The sequence below is a fragment of the Exiguobacterium sp. NPDC077395 genome (genome assembly GCF_050269125.1).
GTDB lineage: Bacteria > Bacillota > Bacilli > Exiguobacteriales > Exiguobacteriaceae > Exiguobacterium > Exiguobacterium aestuarii_A.
The window spans coordinates 935629-954143 of record NZ_JBNNHU010000001.1 but is presented as its reverse complement, the minus strand read 5'-3'; the positions used below and the strand labels follow the sequence as shown (position 1 = coordinate 954143).

The 18515-nt window shown below is 48.0% G+C and carries 20 protein-coding genes; all 20 read right to left on the bottom strand.

The genetic code is table 11. The annotated features are described in order from the left end of the window. Positions 1–42 precede the first annotated feature (42 nt). The 20 genes from cccA to rarD all read right to left on the bottom strand — a co-directional run bounded on the left by cccA (position 43) and on the right by rarD (position 18441). Complete coding sequence (cccA, locus tag ACQKD4_RS04835; protein ID WP_012726639.1) at positions 43–381, bottom strand: cytochrome c550; 339 nt, start codon at positions 379–381, stop codon at positions 43–45. 132 nt (positions 382–513) lie between these two features. Beyond that, positions 514–1608 (bottom strand): RNA polymerase sigma factor RpoD, encoded by a 1095-nt coding sequence (gene rpoD / locus ACQKD4_RS04830; protein ID WP_012726640.1) that lies wholly within the window; start codon positions 1606–1608, stop codon positions 514–516. Between the two features lie 35 nt (positions 1609–1643). Beyond that, complete coding sequence (dnaG, locus tag ACQKD4_RS04825; RefSeq protein WP_214693088.1) at positions 1644–3455, bottom strand: DNA primase; 1812 nt, start codon at positions 3453–3455, stop codon at positions 1644–1646. 127 nt (positions 3456–3582) lie between these two features. After that, on the bottom strand, positions 3583–4425 hold the full coding sequence (locus tag ACQKD4_RS04820) for a pyruvate, water dikinase regulatory protein (RefSeq protein ID WP_427372607.1): 843 nt from the start codon (positions 4423–4425) through the stop codon (positions 3583–3585). Further along, a complete protein-coding gene (locus ACQKD4_RS04815) occupies positions 4412–5041 on the bottom strand; it encodes a helix-turn-helix transcriptional regulator (RefSeq protein ID WP_074033362.1) in 630 nt (209 codons plus the stop codon). The genes ACQKD4_RS04820 and ACQKD4_RS04815 overlap by 14 nt, the downstream gene beginning before the upstream one ends. Positions 5042–5061: 20 nt before the next feature. Then, positions 5062–7116 (bottom strand): glycine--tRNA ligase subunit beta, encoded by a 2055-nt coding sequence (gene glyS / locus ACQKD4_RS04810; RefSeq protein WP_427372606.1) that lies wholly within the window; start codon positions 7114–7116, stop codon positions 5062–5064. Continuing rightward, entirely contained in the window at positions 7109–8002 is an 894-nt protein-coding gene (gene glyQ / locus ACQKD4_RS04805; protein ID WP_214789808.1) for a glycine--tRNA ligase subunit alpha, read from the bottom strand. Before glyQ ends, glyS begins: the two co-directional genes overlap by 8 nt. A 295-nt stretch (positions 8003–8297) precedes the next feature. Next, the gene (gene recO / locus ACQKD4_RS04800) at positions 8298–9047 is read right to left on the bottom strand and encodes a DNA repair protein RecO (protein WP_427372605.1); all 750 of its coding nucleotides are present in this window, start codon (positions 9045–9047) and stop codon (positions 8298–8300) included. A 3-nt stretch (positions 9048–9050) separates the two neighbouring features. Beyond that, positions 9051–9959: a GTPase Era gene (gene era, locus ACQKD4_RS04795; protein ID WP_074033366.1), complete on the bottom strand. Its 909-nt coding sequence runs from the start codon at positions 9957–9959 to the stop codon at positions 9051–9053. Between the two features lie 30 nt (positions 9960–9989). Continuing rightward, positions 9990–10337 carry a diacylglycerol kinase family protein gene (locus ACQKD4_RS04790; RefSeq protein WP_427372604.1) on the bottom strand — a complete coding sequence of 116 codons (348 nt, stop codon included), beginning with the start codon at positions 10335–10337 and terminating at the stop codon, positions 9990–9992. Continuing rightward, positions 10334–10810 carry an rRNA maturation RNase YbeY gene (gene ybeY, locus ACQKD4_RS04785; RefSeq protein WP_214782295.1) on the bottom strand — a complete coding sequence of 159 codons (477 nt, stop codon included), beginning with the start codon at positions 10808–10810 and terminating at the stop codon, positions 10334–10336. Before ybeY ends, ACQKD4_RS04790 begins: the two co-directional genes overlap by 4 nt. Next, on the bottom strand, positions 10788–12875 hold the full coding sequence (locus ACQKD4_RS04780; protein ID WP_339962768.1) for an HDIG domain-containing metalloprotein: 2088 nt from the start codon (positions 12873–12875) through the stop codon (positions 10788–10790). Before ACQKD4_RS04780 ends, ybeY begins: the two co-directional genes overlap by 23 nt. A gap of 42 nt (positions 12876–12917) precedes the next feature. After that, positions 12918–13874, bottom strand: coding sequence for a PhoH family protein (locus ACQKD4_RS04775; RefSeq protein WP_074033920.1), 957 nt, complete (start codon positions 13872–13874; stop codon positions 12918–12920). Positions 13875–14008: 134 nt separating this feature from the next. Continuing rightward, positions 14009–14431: a hypothetical protein gene (locus tag ACQKD4_RS04770; protein WP_427372603.1), complete on the bottom strand. Its 423-nt coding sequence runs from the start codon at positions 14429–14431 to the stop codon at positions 14009–14011. A 5-nt stretch (positions 14432–14436) separates the two neighbouring features. Then, a complete protein-coding gene (gene floA, locus ACQKD4_RS04765; RefSeq protein ID WP_074033371.1) occupies positions 14437–15423 on the bottom strand; it encodes a flotillin-like protein FloA in 987 nt (328 codons plus the stop codon). Then, positions 15420–15959: an NfeD family protein gene (locus ACQKD4_RS04760; RefSeq protein ID WP_224861488.1), complete on the bottom strand. Its 540-nt coding sequence runs from the start codon at positions 15957–15959 to the stop codon at positions 15420–15422. Before ACQKD4_RS04760 ends, floA begins: the two co-directional genes overlap by 4 nt. 105 nt (positions 15960–16064) lie before the next feature. Further along, positions 16065–16514, bottom strand: a complete 450-nt coding sequence (locus ACQKD4_RS04755; RefSeq protein ID WP_074033373.1) for a GatB/YqeY domain-containing protein — start codon at positions 16512–16514, stop codon at positions 16065–16067. A 34-nt stretch (positions 16515–16548) separates the two neighbouring features. Further along, a complete protein-coding gene (gene rpsU / locus ACQKD4_RS04750; RefSeq protein WP_029334745.1) occupies positions 16549–16743 on the bottom strand; it encodes a 30S ribosomal protein S21 in 195 nt (64 codons plus the stop codon). A gap of 74 nt (positions 16744–16817) precedes the next feature. Continuing rightward, positions 16818–17483 (bottom strand): deoxyribose-phosphate aldolase, encoded by a 666-nt coding sequence (gene deoC, locus ACQKD4_RS04745; protein WP_427372602.1) that lies wholly within the window; start codon positions 17481–17483, stop codon positions 16818–16820. Between the two features lie 79 nt (positions 17484–17562). Next, on the bottom strand, positions 17563–18441 hold the full coding sequence (rarD, locus tag ACQKD4_RS04740; protein WP_427372601.1) for an EamA family transporter RarD: 879 nt from the start codon (positions 18439–18441) through the stop codon (positions 17563–17565). Between the last annotated feature and the right edge of the window lie 74 nt (positions 18442–18515).

Sequence of the window (18515 nt, the reverse complement as noted above, 5' to 3'; positions counted from 1 at the left end):
TCGACAACAAAAAACGCACCCCGCTACGGAGTGCGCCACTTCTTATTGTTCGATCAACCAGTTCGCAAGCACTTCTGCTTCTTCAGCTGATGCAAGACCTGCAGGCATCGCACCTTGTCCGTTGACAATGATGTTTGCGATTTCTTCTGGTGAAAGACGATCGCCAACACCAGTAAGTGCTGGACCAACGCCACCTTCAAGGTTTCCGCCGTGGCAACCTGTGCAACCCTTCGCTGCATATAACTCTTCTGGGTTCATTTCAGTGACTGCTGGACCTTCAGCCGCTTGTTGCGCCTGATTCACACCAAAATACGATAATGATACCATGGCAATAATTGCGACGATTGCGATTGCCGCAAACGGTAACAATGGATTACGCATTGTAGTTCCCCCTCATGTTCATTCCAAATTTCTATCCAACACTATTTTACTCAAAAAATAATAAAGAAGGAAGGAAAATCACTCATTTTCCTTCCTTTCTTCTAAAACTTCACACTTTATTCAAATATGAACTTAATCGAGGAAGTCTTTCAAGCGTTTGGAACGACTTGGGTGACGTAATTTACGAAGAGCTTTCGCTTCGATCTGACGAATCCGCTCACGTGTGACGCCGAACACTTTCCCGACTTCTTCAAGTGTACGCGTACGACCATCGTCTAGACCGAAACGAAGACGAAGGACGTTTTCTTCACGGTCCGTCAACGTATCAAGAACGTCTTCTAACTGTTCTTTCAACAATTCATAGGCTGCCGCATCTTGTGGGGCCATTGCATCTTGGTCTTCAATGAAGTCACCGAGATGTGAATCGTCTTCTTCCCCAATCGGTGTTTCAAGTGACACCGGCTCTTGCGCGATTTTTAGAATCTCACGCACTTTTTCAGGTGTGAGTTCCATCTCTTTCGCAATCTCTTCTGGAGAAGGTTCACGACCGAGGTCTTGGAGCAATTGACGTTGAACGCGAATCAATTTGTTAATCGTTTCGACCATGTGAACTGGGATCCGGATTGTACGCGCTTGGTCAGCAATCGCACGAGTGATGGCCTGACGAATCCACCATGTCGCATAAGTCGAGAATTTGAACCCTTTCATGTAGTCGAATTTTTCGACTGCTTTGATGAGGCCCATGTTTCCTTCTTGAATCAAATCAAGGAAGAGCATCCCACGACCGACGTAACGTTTCGCAATCGAAACGACGAGACGAAGGTTCGCTTCCGCAAGACGTTTTTTCGCTTCTTCGTCTCCTTGCTCGATTCGTTTCGCAAGCTCCGTCTCATCTTTCGCACTGAGAAGGTCGACACGGCCGATTTCTTTCAAATACATTCGGACCGGGTCGTTGATTTTAATTCCAGGTGGTACCGATAAGTCGTTTAAGTCGACTTCTTCATCTTCTTTTTTCGCAGGTGTTTCTTCTGCGTCAGCTGCGTCCTCTGTGACACGGATATCTTTCGCTTCTAAATCTTCGATGAAGTTATCAATGAAATCCGAGTCCACCTCAAAATGACTGAGGCGGTCTTGAATTGCTTGCATTGAGACAACGCCTTTTTTCTTTCCTAACTTTTCGAGCTCTTCTATGGCGTTAAATAAATCCTCTTTCTTCTTCTCTGCCATTTAGCAGTTCAACTCCTTCCAAACTTCATCCACGTTCATCGTTCTCGTAGACGACGACTACGGGCAATCAATTCTTGTAGCTTGGACGCCTGGTCAACAATACTTTCGGCGTCTTGAGCGATTTCCCTTTTTGCACGCTCGATTTGACGTTGCTCCTCATAACTGTTTATGACCCGAATGTATTCGTCTAAAACCTCTTCAGACAGTTCATCCGGTCCAGCCATCAGTCGGATCTCCGCAAAACGCATCGCATAATCGGGACGTTGGTCGCAGTAACGCTCCATAAACGGCAACGTCACTTGATCGAACTCATCTTGTGTCATCGTCTCAGAGACGATTTCATACAATGCCGAACCTAGCATACGATGTGTCTCATCCTGATAACGTAGCCCTAGACGATCGCGTACAAAGCGGACTTGTTCCGGTCCAGTCAACATGGCACGTAACAAATACTTCTCTGCTTTCATCCAGCGTGGTTCGCCCGTTTTACTCGAACGTTTTCGAACGGGTTCCACAGGCTCCATCGTACGGACGGGTGTCGATTCGCTTGACGTCGGACGAGGAATTCTCGAACGAAGCGTCTCGAGCGGAATCTCAAACTCATCCGACAGCTTTTTCACATATAAATCTCTTCGAATCGAATCATTCGTCTTACCGATCTCTTCAAGCATAGATTCAATAAAGCGAATCCGTTCTCCTTCTCGGTTCAAGTTTTTTCCTCGTCTGAGCATACGATTCATAAAATCAAGCACGCTCAACTGTTCCGTCTCGACAAACTGTTGCCAATGCGACGCCCCGTGTTGACGTATATAATCATCCGGGTCTGTCTTTTCGGGTAACGGTAAAACTTGTACATCGAGCGGGGATGACTCCAATAAGCGAATGACTTTTTGAGTCGCCTCTTGTCCCGCATGGTCTCCGTCATAACAGATGATGACTTCCTCCACGATTCGAGACAATGCTCTTGCATGTTGTGGAGAGAAGGCAGTCCCAAGTGATGCCACAACTTCTTGTGTACCCGCTTGCGCGACTTGTAAGACGTCTACGTTTCCTTCTACGAGAAAGACTCGCTTTTTCTTACGCATCAATGCCCGGGCTTGAGAGAAGCCAAATAGCAATTCACTCTTGTTGAATAGCGGTGTTTCAGCCGTATTCACGTATTTTGGTTGACGGTCATCAATCGCACGTCCACTGAAGCCAACGATGGTGCCGTCTCGATCCGCAATCGGAAAGACGACCCGTCCTTCAAATCGGTCAAAATATTCACCGGATTTGGACTTCGAGATTAAACCTGCCTCAACCATCACTTCTAAATCGAACCCTCGCCGCTCCAACAACTCGACAGTAAAGCGTCGTTGGTCTGGGGCAAATCCAATCTTGTATTGCGCAATCGTTTCTTCCGTTAAATCACGGTTGCGCAAATACGACAATCCCACTTCGCCAGCTTCCGTTTTCATCAAGACTTCATGGTACAAGTCCGCGACGAGCCGATGTGCATCACGCATCTGTTTACGCCATACTTGTTCACGTGTGAGTTCTTCGTCCCCTTGTATACCCTCTACTGAAATATTCGCGCGCGTTGCTAAACGCTCCACTGTCTCAGGAAAAGACAACCCTTCCGTCTCCATCACGAACGTGAATACGTTCCCTCCGGCACCACAACCGAAACAGTGATACATCCCTTTTTCAGGTGAAACGGAAAAAGACGGTGAGTTTTCGGAATGAAATGGACATAACCCGACAAGCCGATGCCCTTGTTTCTTTAATTCGACACGCTCGCCGATCAATTCGACGATATCGGTCGCTTGCTTCACTTCTGCGATGACTTCATCTGGTATCCGTGGCATCTTGACCACTCCCTGTTTCCAATCTCGCAACGAAACGGAACGCTCATCACGTTCCGTTTCACTGTACTGTCAATACTCTATTATACCCTCTCAAAGCAACGATTACTAATCGAAACACTTATGCAGATTAGTCGTCTTTTGATTGCTCGAGATGACGTAAGATAATACCCGCCGTCTCTTCGACCGCCTTGTTCGTCACATCGATCACATCACAACCGATTCGTTCATAAATCCCGCGAGCATATTCGAGCTCTCGATTGATTCGTTCAAGTTGTGCATAGTCTGCTTCCGGCTTCAAACCGAGTGATTTGAGGCGCTCCATTCGGATCGAAATCAACTTCTCTGGAGAGATGATTAACCCGACACACCGTTCTGCCGGTAAGTCGAATAACTCCTCTGGAGGTCGTGATTCTGGTACGAGTGGGACGTTCGCGACTTTATATCGTTTCAATGCCAAATACTGAGACAGTGGTGTCTTCGATGTTCGCGAGACGCCGACGAGTACGATGTCGGCTTTTTTCAGACCACGCGGGTCTCGACCATCGTCATATTTGACGGCAAATTCCATCGCTTCGATTTTACGGAAGTAATCATCGTCTAAGCGATAGATGAGTCCCGGTTTTTCACGCGGAGCTTCTTTTAGTTGTCCCGCTAATACATCGAGCAAATCACCGAGCAAGTCAACCGTCTTGACCTGGTGTTCTTCCCCGAGTTTCATGAGAAGCGCGCGATGCTCTTCATTGACGAGCGTGAATGCAATGATTGCGTGTTGCGCCTTCGCTTGTGTGACTACATCGATAATCGTCTGCTCATCCTCAACGAATGGGATGCGAAGCGTATCAATCGCATTCTCATGGAATTGGATACTCGCTGCTCGGACGACGAGCTCACACGTCTCCCCGACCGAGTCACTTACCACAAAAACGAGTTGTTTCGTAGTCAAATCGGTTTCCTCCTCAAATCGACTCATCGTTCGCTAACGCAATGAGCACCTTCGTCATGTTCGTTTTCGTCATCCGACCGAGAACAATCAATTTGCCATCCTTCTCTTCAACGACCGGCATGGCATCGATTTGTTTCTCAATCAATTTCATTCCCGCACGAATCAATGTCTCGCTTTTCTCGCAAACCGTGATATTCGGCATGCGTGTCATGATGACATTGACCGGCAATTGATCCAAATCTTGATTCCCAATGGCGGCGCGGAGGAGGTCTTTACGTGACAATACCCCTACAAGTTCTCTGTCACGTCCGACAACGAACAGCGAGCCCACATCTTCTAAGAACAGCGTGACAATCGCATCATATACCGTCATCTCATCCCGAACGACTTTCGCAGAGGACATGAAATCCCCGACAGTCAAGGAATCTAGCTTTTCTCGGAGCATCGACGAATTCCGTTTGCCAACGAACGTGTAGCCGACGCGAGGTCTTGCTTCAAGTATTCCTGTCATCGTCAAAATCGCAAGATCTGGACGCAAGGTCGCACGCGTCAGCGATAATTCCTGCGCGATTTGCTCCCCTGTAATCGGTCCATTTTCTTTTACAATCTCGACGATTTTTTGTTGGCGTTCATTCAGTTGCATAGCCAACCCCCTCTAGTTTGTTAGAGTACGAGCGCGTTGAAGTCTGCGACACTCTTAATCGTCGTAGCAAGTCGGTTCATTTCGTGGAGTCGGTTTTGGCGTACCGCCTCGTCATCACTCATAACCATTGTATGTTCGAAATACATCATAATTGGTGATTCAAGCGTCTGAAGAAGTTGAAGCGCTTTGTTGTAGTCTCCTGTTTGAACGGCATTCATCGCATCAGGAGCAGTCTGTTCAATCGCTTCATGTAATGCAACCTCTTGGTCGTTTTCAAACAATGACGGATCGACGTCTCCTGGCTCACCTTTTTTCGAGATATTGACGACGCGTGACAATTGCTCGATCAATGATTTCGCGTCCGTCGAGACGAATTGTTGAATCGCATGTGCACGAGCATCCAGACGGTCGACCGTAAGCGTAGTTGTCAACACGGCATCAATCACGTCATAGCGAACTTGCTGTTCTTGCAAGCGATATTTCAAGCGAAGTGTAAAGAACTCCACGAGCTGTGCCTTGACTTGTTCTTTATCGGCTTCATAGAGTCCTGCCTCCAGTTGTAATTCGACAACTTTCGAAAGAAGTTTGTCGATTGAGAGGTCAATCTTCCAATCCCCAAGGATTTGTACGACCCCTTGTGCTTGCCGACGAAGTGCGAACGGATCTTGTGAACCACTCGGGATCATGCCGATACCAAAGAACGCAGCAATCGAATCGAGCTTATCTGCGAGAGCAAGCACGGCACCTGTCGCCGTCTCCGGAGACGAATCACCCGCGAAACGTGGCATGTAGTGCTCACGAATCGCCGCAGCTACTTCCTTGTCCTCACCTTGTTGTAGGGCATACTTCTCACCCATGATTCCTTGAAGCTCTGTGAACTCGTAAACCATCTGGCTGACAAGATCAAACTTATGAATCGCACCAGCACGATTTACTTTTTCAAGATCTGCATCAAACAAAGGAGCAAGGGCTTGTGCGATTTCGGTCACACGTCGTGCTTTCGCTCCAGTCGTTCCTAATTTTTCGTGGAAAACGATTCGGTCGAGACGTGCAAGCTGGTCATCGATTTTTGTCTTCTTGTCTTCTTCATAGAAGAAGACCGCATCCGCAAGGCGCGCACGGATGACCTTTTCGTTCCCGCGTGCGACGTTTTCAAGATGATCGGCGTTCCCGTTTCGAACGGTCACGAAATAGTTTTTCAACGTTCCATCAACATATACCGGGAAATAGCGCTGGTGCTCTTTCATCGTTGTAATGAGAACTTCTTCCGGTAAGTCAAGATACGTCTCATCAAATTCACCAAAGAGTGCAGTCGGCCACTCGACTAAGTTCGTGACTTCTTCTAACAAATCGGCATCAAGCGGAATCGTCCACCCTTGATTTGTCGCGAGCGTTTGAATTTGACGTTCGATTTCAGCTTTACGTGTCTCGTAGCTTGCCATGACAAATGCAGCCTCTAGCGCTTTCACATATTCAGCAGGTGACTCGACGACGACGTCTCCTTTACTGAGGAAACGGTGACCTCGAGTCACATTCCCTGTTTTCACGCCTTCAATCGTAAAGTCGATGACGTCTTGACCGAAGAGGGCGATTAACCAACGAATCGGACGCATGTAGCGTAAACTGCTCGTTCCCCACTTCATGTTTTTCGGGAACGTCAAGCTTCGAACAACGTCTTCAAGGCCACTTAGCAAAGAACCTGTTGCTTGTCCTTTTTCATGACGCTTCGCGAAGACATACTCGACTCCCTTTTCTTCCGCAAAGTATAGGTCTTCCACTGACAATCCACGACCACGGGCAAATCCTTCTGCCGCTTTCGACCAGTTCCCTTCTGCGTCTTGAGCAATCTTCTTCGCAGGTCCGCGAAGTGTTTCCGTCAAATCTTGTTGTGTTTCCGCCACATCACGAACGATTACAGCTAAACGACGAGGTGTCGAATATACTTCGATTGATCCAAACTCAACTCGCGCTTCTTTCAAGAACGAGTCGATTCGTTCTCCTAACTGTTTTTCTGAACGCAAGACGTATTGAGCCGGAAGCTCTTCCAATCCAATCTCTAGTAAAAGGTCACGCATTCAAGTCACCTGCTTTCTCTTGTTTCAAAAGTGGGAAACCGAGACGCTCCCGTTCTTCAATAAATTTAGAGGCACATGCACGTGACATATTACGGACGCGTTGAATAAATCCAGTCCGCTCTGTCACAGAAATCGCGCCTTTTGCGTCTAACAAGTTGAACGTATGTGAACATTTCAAAATGTAGTCGTACGCAGGGAAGACAAGATTTTCTTCAAGAGCACGTTTTGCTTCCTTCTCATATGTGTCAAATAGCGTAAAGAGCATATCGACATCTGATAACTCGAACGTATATTTTGAGTGTTCGAACTCAGGCTGATAAAAGATATCTCCATACTTGAATCCGTCTGTCCAAACGAGGTCGAAAACGCTCTCGACTTCTTGAATGTACGAAGCGAGACGTTCGAGACCGTATGTGATTTCAACGGCAATCGGATCACACTCGATGCCACCGACTTGTTGGAAATACGTGAATTGCGTGATTTCCATCCCGTTTAACCATACTTCCCAACCGAGACCGGCTGCTCCGAATGTCGGGTTCTCCCAGTTATCCTCAACGAAGCGGATATCATGTTCGAGCGGGTTAATTCCGATCAACTCGAGACTTTCTAAGTACAACTCTTGGATGTTGCTCGGAGAAGGCTTCATGATGACTTGGAACTGATGATGTTGATACAGGCGGTTCGGGTTCTCCCCGTAACGTCCGTCAGCCGGGCGGCGCGACGGTTCTGTGTAACAGACATTCCAAGGCTCTGGTCCTAACGTTCTTAATGTAGTCATTGGGTTTAACGTACCTGCCCCTTTTTCCACATCATACGCTTGCATCGTCAAACAACCTTTCGATGCCCAAAAGTTTTGTAGCGTGAGAATGATTTCTTGCATAGTCATATGCTTCATAGATGACACCTCCAATAGTATTGAAACGACAAAAAACGCCCCTATGTGCCTAGCACATAGGGACGGGATTGATTCCCGCGGTTCCACCCTACTTGCCCCAATGATTGGGACCACTCTTAACAAGATGTGGGCGCTCTGGAATCGCCATTCACTCTTCTCATGACGCTCGGCTCACACCACCCCGAACTCGCTTCATTCATGACATGAAGAGTTACTTATTTCCTTCATCGCGCACGCTATTTCATTGTCTAATCGTAACTCATCGTATCGAATTCACTTTAAAAAGTCAATCCTCATTCAGATGAAGTCGAATCATTTGATCGAGCACTCGCTTCGTCTTCAATCGCAACCCACTATATGACTCCATGTATGCATCAAAGAGTTGACGCAAGAGGAGTCTAGAGTCGTTCGATAACGGTACGTTCCGAAATTCTGACAGTTCATGTTTGCTCATCAAGTAAAGCAATTTGGCGAGACGTTCTGATAATCGAACCGCTCCCTCTTCTCGATGCCGCCCACATAAAAAACCGCCAGAGGCGACCGAGAAATACATCGGATCCGTCACGTCCCCACAGCGGACGCACCCTGTCAGCACAGGGGAAACACCTAGAAGATGCAAGATACGCAGTTCGAGATGATGGGTGATCACATCTGCGTCCATCCCCGCATTCAATGCTTGAAGCGCATCCTGTAAAATCCGAAAGAGTGGACGATTTTGTACCCGATCCTCGACAGACCGGTCGACGAGCTCCAACCAATACATGGCGTACGCCATCCGGTCGACATCTTTCCGGATTTCCGGATAGGACGTTATGACATCGGATGATTTTAACTGAGCGAGCCCACGGCTAGAGGGGAAAATATACACACCTTCTACAAACGGTTGGCTCGAGGCATGAAACCGGCTCCCCGGTTTTTTTGCGCCTCGTGCCATAATCGCAACTTTGCCAAGCTCTTCTGAAAACAATGTCACGACTTTATTCGATTCACCATAATTGACGGTACGAATGACGATTCCCGTGACTTTTTGTAACATGGCTTAATACTCGTCGTCGCGGAAACCGAGGTCACGAAGCTGACCCATCTTGTTACGCCAGTCTTTCTGGACTTTGACCCAAAGGTTCAAGTACACTTTCGTGCCGAGAAGTGCCTCGATGTCTTGACGGGCATCTGTCCCGATTTCACGGAGCATCGTCCCTTTTTTCCCGATGATGATTCCTTTTTGTGAATCACGTTCCACCATGATGACGGCTTCGACATCGATCATCTCCGAGTTATCACGTTTCTTGATTGATTCGATTGCCACAGCGATCGAATGCGGGACTTCGTCTCGCGTCTTATGCAACACTTTTTCGCGAATCATCTCTGAGATGATAAATCGTTCCGGGTGGTCTGTCACTTGATCGGCCGGGTAGTACATCGGTCCTTCAGGTAACAATTTCTTGATTTCTCCTAAGAGCGGTTCGACGTTATTGCCTTGTAAAGCCGAGATTGGGACGTACGCTGCAAAGTCCAATTCATTTGTATATTGCTCGATCACTTTCGGCAGTTCATCCGGGTGAATCAAGTCGATTTTATTCATTACCAAAATGATAGGTGTGTCGAGTCCTTTCAATTTTTCAATGATGAAGTCATCGCCAGCACCACGAGGTTCCGTCACGTTCACCATGAAAAGAATTGCATCGACTTCGCGAAGGGCGTTCGTCGCCACTTTCATCATAAAGTCGCCGAGGCGGTGTTTTGGTTTATGGATTCCCGGTGTATCGATGAAAATGATTTGGGAATCATCCGTCGTATACACACCCTGTACTTTATTTCGTGTCGTTTGTGGTTTATCCGACATGATGGCAATCTTTTGACCAATCACGCGGTTGAGGAATGTTGATTTTCCGACGTTCGGTCGACCAATGATCGACACGAAACCAGATTTAAAATCTTCTTGATACATAATGCACCTGCTTTCTCAATTTCAGAACTCTTAGTATAGCACGTTCCATAGCCTTGGACCGAATATAATGAGTGCTGTCACAGCCGCTCCGATTGAAGCGACGAGGACGGCACCCGCGGCCACGTCTTTCGCCTGCTTCGCGAGCGGATGGACATCTTTTGTGACAAGGTCGACCGCCCGTTCGATGGCCGTGTTCATGAGCTCTAAACTCAGGACTAGCGTCACCCATCCGAGCAGGATAAGGTTTTCTATCCTTGTCGTTTGTAGCCAAATCGCGACAGCAAATACGAGTAAGGCGGATATGAGATGGACACGCATATTCCGTTCTGTCCGAATGGCATGGAAGATTCCCTCACATGCCACACGAAACGGTCTCACACGTTGCCTCGCTTCAACTCGAAATGAGTGAGAACTTCCTCTTGTCTTGCTGTCATTTCCGCCTCTTCCTCTGGTGTCATGTGGTCATATCCTAACAGATGAAGGAATCCATGGATGGCCAAGAAACCGAGTTCTCGCTCAAAGGAATGTCCGTAGTCCGCTGCTTGTTCGCGGCATCGTTCCACCGAGATGACCAAATCTCCGAGGAGATGCGGTTCGTCCTCATCGAGTGTGAAGTCCATTTCGTCTTCGCCCATCTCATCAAAGGCAAAGCTGATCACATCGGTCGGGGCATCTTTGCCTCTCCACTCCCGATTCACCTCATGGATTTCTTCATTCGTTAAATACGTGACCGACAACTCACTCGGCTCTTCAACTTCTTCTAATTGTGCGGCATGTTTTAGAATCGACTCGACAAGCTCGATTTGAGACACTGTCAACAATTCATGTTCATCGTTCGAGATGATTTGCATGTAGTTCTCCCTCTTTCTTTAGTTCTGGATATTCAATTCGCTCGTGGAACAAGCCCGTCAACGTCTCGCATGCGCTCTCACCGACGCGCCAAATTTCTTTTGTCGTCAAGTCGCAGTCTTCAAACTGCCCATCTGCTAACTTGTCTCGAATGATGGCACGAACGAGCATCCGGATTTTCTCCGGTGTCGGTTGCTTTTGCGAACGAACGGCCGCTTCGATTGAGTCGACAATCATGACGACCGCCGCTTCACGCGTTTGAGGCTTCGGACCAGGATAACGATATCGGGACTCCACCACGTCTTTCTCTTGATCTTCTTTCGCTTTGACAAAGAAGTATTTCAATAAAGATGTCCCATGATGTTGCTCAGCAATATCGATGATTTCCTTTGGTAGTTTATAGCGTCGCAATAGATCGGCCCCATCATAAGGGTGAGCCATGATGATGTCAGCGGACTCTTCTGGTGTCAGACGATCGTGCGGATTCCCTCCACCTTGCTGATTTTCAATGAAGTGAAGAGGACGTTCCGTTTTCCCGAGGTCGTGGTAATAACTCGCCACCCTCGCGAGCAACCCGTCCGCCCCAATGGCTTCACATGCCGATTCCGCCAAGTTTGCCACCATCATACTATGATGATACGTGCCTGGCGCCTCCATTAAGAGCTTTCGGAGCAACGGATGTGTCGGACTCATCAATTCGACGAGTCGACCAGACGACAGGACGCCAAACCAAGGTTCTAGGAAAGGCAAGAATCCAAATGTCAACACGATGGATAGCAAGGCGCTGATGACAGCAAACCCAGAAAGGTACATCGCCATTTCCCAAGTCACTTGAACGTTTCGTAATAAGAGCAACGCAATGACCATGATGATATTCACGATGCCGAGTAAGACGCCCGACAAGAACAAGCGCTTCCGCTGAATTTTTGGCTCGACTAAAAAGACGGCTAAGAAACTTCCGGTCGCGACATATACCAACGTCATGAAGTTTGTGCTTTGTCCGAATGTGACGACGATACTTCCCGCAATCATGGTAATGAACGCCGATGCGAGGGCGACACGCTCGTCAATCAAGATACGTAGTAATAATACGACGAAGGCAGTCGGTGCCAAAAGATAAGCATACGTCGTGTAGTCGACGCCGATGTATCCGACGCCAAAGAAGATACCGAGTTGCAACAGAAGCAACCCATAGACGGTCACTAATATTTTCGGACTTAGTAATAGATCTTTGATTTTCGAGCGGATAAGCATGAATAAGAAACCGCCCGTCAATAATCCGCTCAATAAGAATGATCCGAACAGTGGAGCGAGTGACCGGTTCGGATCGATCGCTCCAGTGAGTTCTAGCTTCCGATAAATCTCACGCGTGACGACTTCCCCTTGACTGACAAGAAGTTGCCCTTCTTGGATGATGACAGGATCGACGGCATCGACGGCTTCTTGTTCTTTTTGACGAGTCGCTTCAGAGTCAAACACATAGTTCGGAACGATGAGTTCATCGCTTAATGTTTTTGCGATTGCACGGAATTCAAACGAGAGTGGTGATTGATCAACGATTGCAGCCGCGCGGTCTCTGGCCGCTGCGACCGCTTCATTACTCGTTTCAATTCGATCATCCATCACTTGTTGCAAAGCCGTCACCGTCACGTCTTCAACGGTTTGGCGCGTATCTTCCGTCGCCTCGAGGAGTGAGTTCAGCTCTTCGTCTGCGAGTACCCCGCTCGCTTCCGTCGAGTTCAGACGGCTCTTGATATCTGCCAGTTCCGTCTCTTCATCCGTTTGGTCGAACGCCGCGAACAATTGCTCGACTTTAGCAATCTGTTGATCGGCAAATTCTCGACGAAGCGAAAACTGACTGCCGACGCCGTTCGTGACTTCTTGTTTCAACCGTTCAGTCGCCACTCGGTCCTCGACCGTAATCGGAGACCGGATGTCCTGCTCGGCAATCCCTAACGGTTCCACACTAATAATGGATGGGCGCACGGTGAAGTATAGAATGGCACCTAGTAAGAGAAAGAAAATCAGCGAAATCGTCGCGACTGTCCAATGTTTGGCTTGCTGCATTCGTGTGCCCCCCTTTCACAATCGTTGACCTCACTATCGTCCTTATGTGAGGTCTGTACTATAGGCGTTGATAATTTTCTTAACGAGTGGATGGCGGACGACGTCAGACGCGCTGAAGTGTTCAAAGTGAATCCCATCCACACCCTCTAATAAGCGTAACGCCTCTTGTAAACCTGACGCCTTGCCTTTCGGTAAATCGACTTGTGTCAAATCCCCCGTGACCACCATCTTCGATCCGAAACCGAGTCGCGTCAAAAACATCTTCATTTGTTCTTTCGTCGTGTTTTGTGCCTCATCTAATATGACAAACGCATCTTCTAACGTACGTCCACGCATATAGGCGAGTGGAGCCACTTCGATTGTCCCTCGTTCTAATAAGCGATTCGTCTGTTCCACGCCGTAGACGTCGAACAAGGCATCATATAACGGTCGAAGATAAGGATCTACCTTTTCTTTCAGATCACCTGGTAAAAACCCAAGATTCTCCCCTGCTTCAACGGCAGGTCGCGTCAAGATAATCCGTTTCACCTGACCTTCTTTTAGTGCTCGCGCCGCTAGCACGACTGCCAAATACGTTTTACCCGTTCCAGCCGGACCGATTCCAAAGACAAGGTCTCGTCGTTCGATTGCGCGAACATAGCGACTCTGCCCAACTGTTTTAGCACGAATCGGTTTCCCCTTGTTTGTCGTGAAGACGACACGCTCATAATGTTCGAGCAGTTCGTCACCCTTTCCGACTTGGATATGTTGAATGACGCTGATGGCGTCGCTTTCGTTAAGACGTGCACCTTTTTTCACTAACGTCTGTAACGTGAGGATGACTTGTTTTGTCAATTCCAGCGCTTCTCCGGTATCGGCTTGGATAATCAATTCCTCGCCTCTTGGAATGAGTGCCACTTTCAATTCTGTCTCAATCGCTTGGAACACTTCATCTTTCGGTCCGAGTAAAGCTTGTGCTTCATTCGCATGTTCCATGACGAAAGGTATTTTATCGGTCATAATCAATGGATACGTTGCCCCCTCTAAATATCGGTTATTCCTCTTTTACTTTAGCACTATCACGCCTATCGTGAAAGAAAGACCGTGTATTTTCCCCATGCAAAAGGCAGTAACGCGAGGTTACTGCCTTTGCCTTACTTCTTTCGTTTCGAGACCGGAGGTTGTAATACCTCGCTCCAAATGACAGCTTCCCGCATTTGTTTTTTCGAAACTTTCAGTTGTCGCGGTTTGATTTCCTCATGAATCGGAGGGATTTTCACCGCTTGTTCAAACTGTGCACTCACTTTCGGCATCTCGACTTGACGTTCCCGAGGAGCTGGTCGCTCTTCGGTTCGCGCTACCCGTCGTCTCACCTTTTGTGGTGCTGGCTTTTGTTCTGATTCGGAGTCGTCAAACGCCGATTCAATTTCTTTCATCACATCTCCGACCGAATCCAAGTAGCGTTTCAGTTCACTGCTCTGAGGACGGTCGCCTGAAGACGATGACTTCTCAAGCCGCTTCATCACCGCCGAGGCGATCCCGAAGGCTGCTAACAAAAGTACCCATAGTCCTTCCATATTTATCACTCACTATCTGATTCAGAATCGATAGGGGACCCGATCGCTTTTCGCATTTCCGTATCTGCTTGAACGTTCAAGTAATTCACGTAATCCATGACGCCGAGTTTACCGTTACGCAACGCTTCGGCCATCGCGAGCGGGACTTCCGCTTCGGCGCCGACAACTTTCGCGCGCATTTCCTCTACAGAAGACTTCATTTCCTGTTCGCGAGCAATCGCCATCGCTCGGCGTTCTTCCGCCTTCGCTTGGGCAATCTTTTTATCTGCTTCGGCTTGGTCAGTCTGAAGGACCGCCCCGATGTTCTTACCGATATCGATATCTGCAATATCAATAGAGAGAATTTCAAACGCCGTACCTGAATCCAAACCTTTTGTGAGCACGGTACGTGAAATCATATCTGGGTTCTCAAGTACGTGCTTATGATTGTTTTGAGATCCGATTGTCGATACGACACCTTCCCCGACACGGGCGATAATCGTTTCTTCTCCCGCACCACCGACGAGACGATCAATATTAGCACGCACCGTAATACGCGCTTTCGCCTTCACTTCAATCCCGTCCATTGCCACACCGGCGATAAATGGTGTCTCAATGACTTTCGGGTTAACCGACATTTGTACGGCTTCAAGTACGTTACGTCCTGCCAAGTCAATGGCAGCGGCACGTTCGAACGATAATTCGATGTTTGCGCGGTGTGCCGCAATCAATGCGTTTACGACACGGTCAACATTACCACCCGCCAAGAAGTGACTTTCGAGTTGGTTCGTGTTTAAACCGAGACCGGCCTTGACTGCTTTAATCAATGGGTTAACAATTTTTGATGGTACGACGCGGCGAAGGCGCATCCCGACCAATGTGAAAATCGAGACGTGTACACCCGCTGCGAATGAGCTGATCCATAATCCGATTGGCACAAACGTGAAGAAGACGGCAAGCGCAATCAATCCTCCACCTGTGATGAGTAACGTCGTCAATAGTTCTGGTGTCATTCTGTTACATCCTCCTTCGGTTCTATAAAGGTCCGAACGACAATCCGCCCTGAATCCACTTTATATACCTGAATTTTTGTCTGCTGATCGAGATAGCCACCCTCTGTCACGACGTCAATACGTTCTCCGTCGATTTCGGCAGTACCGGCCGGGCGAAGTGGTGTTAACGTCACACCGACTTTCCCGAGAAGTTGTTTACGGTCATCATGGGACAAGTAACCTTTTTCGGTCGATGTCGAATCCGTCAAAATCAACCCTTTATAAATGAGCGGGCGATTCGTACTTAATCGGCGGTATGCCCAGAATCCAAGTCCAGTGAGCACCGCTGCTGCCAAACCGATGGAGAGCCATAGCTGACCGATTGTCGCACCCGCCATGATCAAACTGGCCACGACCGCTCCGATCCCAAGCAAACCGAACAATCCAAACCCTGCAACGAACACTTCAATTCCAAGAAGGACGACTCCGACAAAAAAGACTGTCAGAATCACTCCGAGACCAAATGTCATCGTCTTGCTACCCCCTTCCAAATTCAAAGCTATCTCCTATCTCTAGTGTATACGAAACAAGAATGAATGTGGTTTCAGAATACGCAAAAAAAAGCAGAAACTTTCGGTTTCCCGAAAAGTTCTGCTTTCTCATCAATTCGTCAATTGTTGTTTGACGATTCGGTTCACAAGACCACCGTCTGCCTTGCCTTTGACTTGCGGCATGACGACGCCCATCACCTTACCCATATCAGATGGAGCGGATGCGTTCGTTTGAGCAATTGCTGCTTGGACGATCGCAGTCACTTCATCTTCTGAAAGTTGTTCAGGCATATAGGCTTCTAGGACGACAATCTCTTCTGCTACTTTGGAAGCAAGGTCTTCACGACCAGCGCTTTCGAATTCTCGGAGGGAGTCTCTGCGCTGTTTCATCTCTCGGTTGAGCACCGTGAGTTCCTCTTCCTCGGTAAGATCTTGACGACCTAGTTTGATAGCCTCATTTTGGAGCGACGCTTTTACCATCCGGATCGTTGTGAGACGATCTTTTTGTTTAGCGCGCATGGCTTGCTTCATGTCGTCCGTCAAGCGTTCTTGAAGACTCATGAGCCAACACCCTCTCTACACAATGAAACTGGAATCAGAATTTCTTACGCTTACGCGCAGCTTCTGATTTCAATTTACGTTTTACGCTTGGCTTTTCGTAGTGACGACGTTTACGAACTTCGGCAAGTGTGCCATCTTTCGAAACACCGCGTTTGAAACGACGAAGAGCGTCTTCAAGCGATTCGTTTTTACGGACACGAGTTTCCACTAGTTTTCCCTCCCTCCGAATTACACGACTAAGGAAACGTGTTTCACACGTCATATCATATTATAGTGAAATTAAGTCGTGTGGTCAACCACTTATTAATAGTCGCTGTCTGAACGTCCACCAGTGACGATCGCGATACCAGCTGAAGCACCGATACGTGTCGCACCAGCATCGATCATCGCTTTCGCACCTTCGAAGTCACGAACACCGCCTGAAGCTTTTACGCCGAGGTCTGGTCCGACTGTTTCACGCATGAGGCGAATGTCTTCGACCGTTGCGCCACCAGTAGAGAAACCAGTTGATGTTTTGACGAAATCTGCTCCAGCTTTCACTGAAAGTTCAGCAGCTTTCTTGATTTCTTCTTTTGTAAGCATGCATGTCTCGAAGATGACTTTGACGAGTGTACCGTTTGCCGCTTCGACAACCGCACGAATGTCACGTTCTACGAGGTCGTAGTCGCCGTCTTTGAGTGCTGCGATGTTGATGACCATGTCGACTTCATCCGCACCGTTAGCGATTGCGTCTTTTGTTTCGAATGCTTTCACTTCAGGCGTGTTCGCTCCGAGTGGGAACCCGATGACTGTACATACTTTGACGTCGTCATCCGACTTAAGTTGCTCCGCAGCATATTTGACCCATGTCGGGTTGACACAGACGCTTGCGAACTTATATTCGAGCGCCTCTGTACAAAGTTTTGTAATTTGATCTTTTGTTGTTTCAGCTTTTAAAGCTGTGTGGTCGATATAACGGGCTAATTCCATTATTCATTTCCTCCTCTGACAAATAAGTCTGACATCTAACATATTACCACGTTTTTTCGAGATGTAACAGCTTTCAAATTCAAATGAGTTGACGACGTTTACGAGCGACGATCCAACTGTTCCAACTGAAAAAGAAGATAGCCAGCCAAATGCAAGTAAATGCGAAGACATGATACGCTGTGAACGGTTCATGATACATGACAACACCAATAATCAGACTAAGTGTCGGTGCGATGAATTGAAGGAATCCGACGAGTGTGAATGGGATATGTTGTGCCCCGTAACCAAACAAAAGAAGCGGAAGCGCCGTCACCACACCTGTTCCTAGCAATGCGACCCAAATCATCGGTGACATGTCGAAGGCAATCTGGTCCGTGACGACCTGATTGCTGAGAAAGATGAGCGCGACAGGCACGACAGCTAACGTCTCAATCCCAAGACTGACTGTTGAAGCGAGAGGTCGCCGTTTCTTCACCATCCCGTAAAAACCAAACGTACTCGCTAACACGAACGAGATCCATGGAAACGAGCCATACCCAAGCGTCAAGACGAGGACGCCGATTGACGCGATCCCGACCGCCATCCATTGGACTCGGTTTAATGATTCCCGAAAGACGAGCACCCCTAACACCATACTGACAAGCGGATTAATGTAATAGCCGAGGGATGCCTCGATGATATAACCGTGATTGACAGCCCATATGTACACGAACCAGTTTGCACTGACGATGAATCCGTTCAACATGAACGCGTTTCGTGTGGCAGGGTGGCGAAGAGCGTAACCGAACTCTTTCCACTGATTCGTCCATCTTAAGACGAGTAATATAAATAAAAAGGACCAAACGATACGATGTGCCAAAATTTGTCCACTCGGCACTTCCTGCAAAAACTTCCAATAGATTGGGAGGACGCCCCACATCACGTAGGCCCCGATTGTCGTCCATATTCCCTTGTTCACACGTTCACCCGCTCTCTTTCAAGTTAAAAATAGTTTAGTCGATGAATGACTTCCGATACAAGGCTTTTGTTTCA

Excerpts from the sequence above, each read along its gene's own strand:
- cccA (WP_012726639.1), bottom strand. The coding sequence starts at position 381 with ATGCGTAATCCATTGTTACCGTTTGCGGCAATCGCAATCGTCGCAATT.
- rpoD (WP_012726640.1), bottom strand. The coding sequence starts at position 1,608 with ATGGCAGAGAAGAAGAAAGAGGATTTATTTAACGCCATAGAAGAGCTC.
- dnaG (WP_214693088.1), bottom strand. The coding sequence starts at position 3,455 with ATGCCACGGATACCAGATGAAGTCATCGCAGAAGTGAAGCAAGCGACC.
- ACQKD4_RS04820 (WP_427372607.1), bottom strand. The coding sequence starts at position 4,425 with ATGAGTCGATTTGAGGAGGAAACCGATTTGACTACGAAACAACTCGTT.
- ACQKD4_RS04815 (WP_074033362.1), bottom strand. The coding sequence starts at position 5,041 with ATGCAACTGAATGAACGCCAACAAAAAATCGTCGAGATTGTAAAAGAA.
- glyS (WP_427372606.1), bottom strand. The coding sequence starts at position 7,116 with ATGCGTGACCTTTTACTAGAGATTGGATTGGAAGAGCTTCCGGCTCAA.
- glyQ (WP_214789808.1), bottom strand. The coding sequence starts at position 8,002 with ATGACTATGCAAGAAATCATTCTCACGCTACAAAACTTTTGGGCATCG.
- recO (WP_427372605.1), bottom strand. The coding sequence starts at position 9,047 with ATGTTACAAAAAGTCACGGGAATCGTCATTCGTACCGTCAATTATGGT.
- era (WP_074033366.1), bottom strand. The coding sequence starts at position 9,959 with ATGTATCAAGAAGATTTTAAATCTGGTTTCGTGTCGATCATTGGTCGA.
- ybeY (WP_214782295.1), bottom strand. The coding sequence starts at position 10,810 with ATGCAAATCATCTCGAACGATGAACATGAATTGTTGACAGTGTCTCAA.
- ACQKD4_RS04780 (WP_339962768.1), bottom strand. The coding sequence starts at position 12,875 with ATGCAGCAAGCCAAACATTGGACAGTCGCGACGATTTCGCTGATTTTC.
- ACQKD4_RS04775 (WP_074033920.1), bottom strand. The coding sequence starts at position 13,874 with ATGACCGATAAAATACCTTTCGTCATGGAACATGCGAATGAAGCACAA.
- ACQKD4_RS04770 (WP_427372603.1), bottom strand. The coding sequence starts at position 14,431 with ATGGAAGGACTATGGGTACTTTTGTTAGCAGCCTTCGGGATCGCCTCG.
- floA (WP_074033371.1), bottom strand. The coding sequence starts at position 15,423 with ATGACACCAGAACTATTGACGACGTTACTCATCACAGGTGGAGGATTG.
- ACQKD4_RS04755 (WP_074033373.1), bottom strand. The coding sequence starts at position 16,514 with ATGAGTCTTCAAGAACGCTTGACGGACGACATGAAGCAAGCCATGCGC.
- deoC (WP_427372602.1), bottom strand. The coding sequence starts at position 17,483 with ATGGAATTAGCCCGTTATATCGACCACACAGCTTTAAAAGCTGAAACA.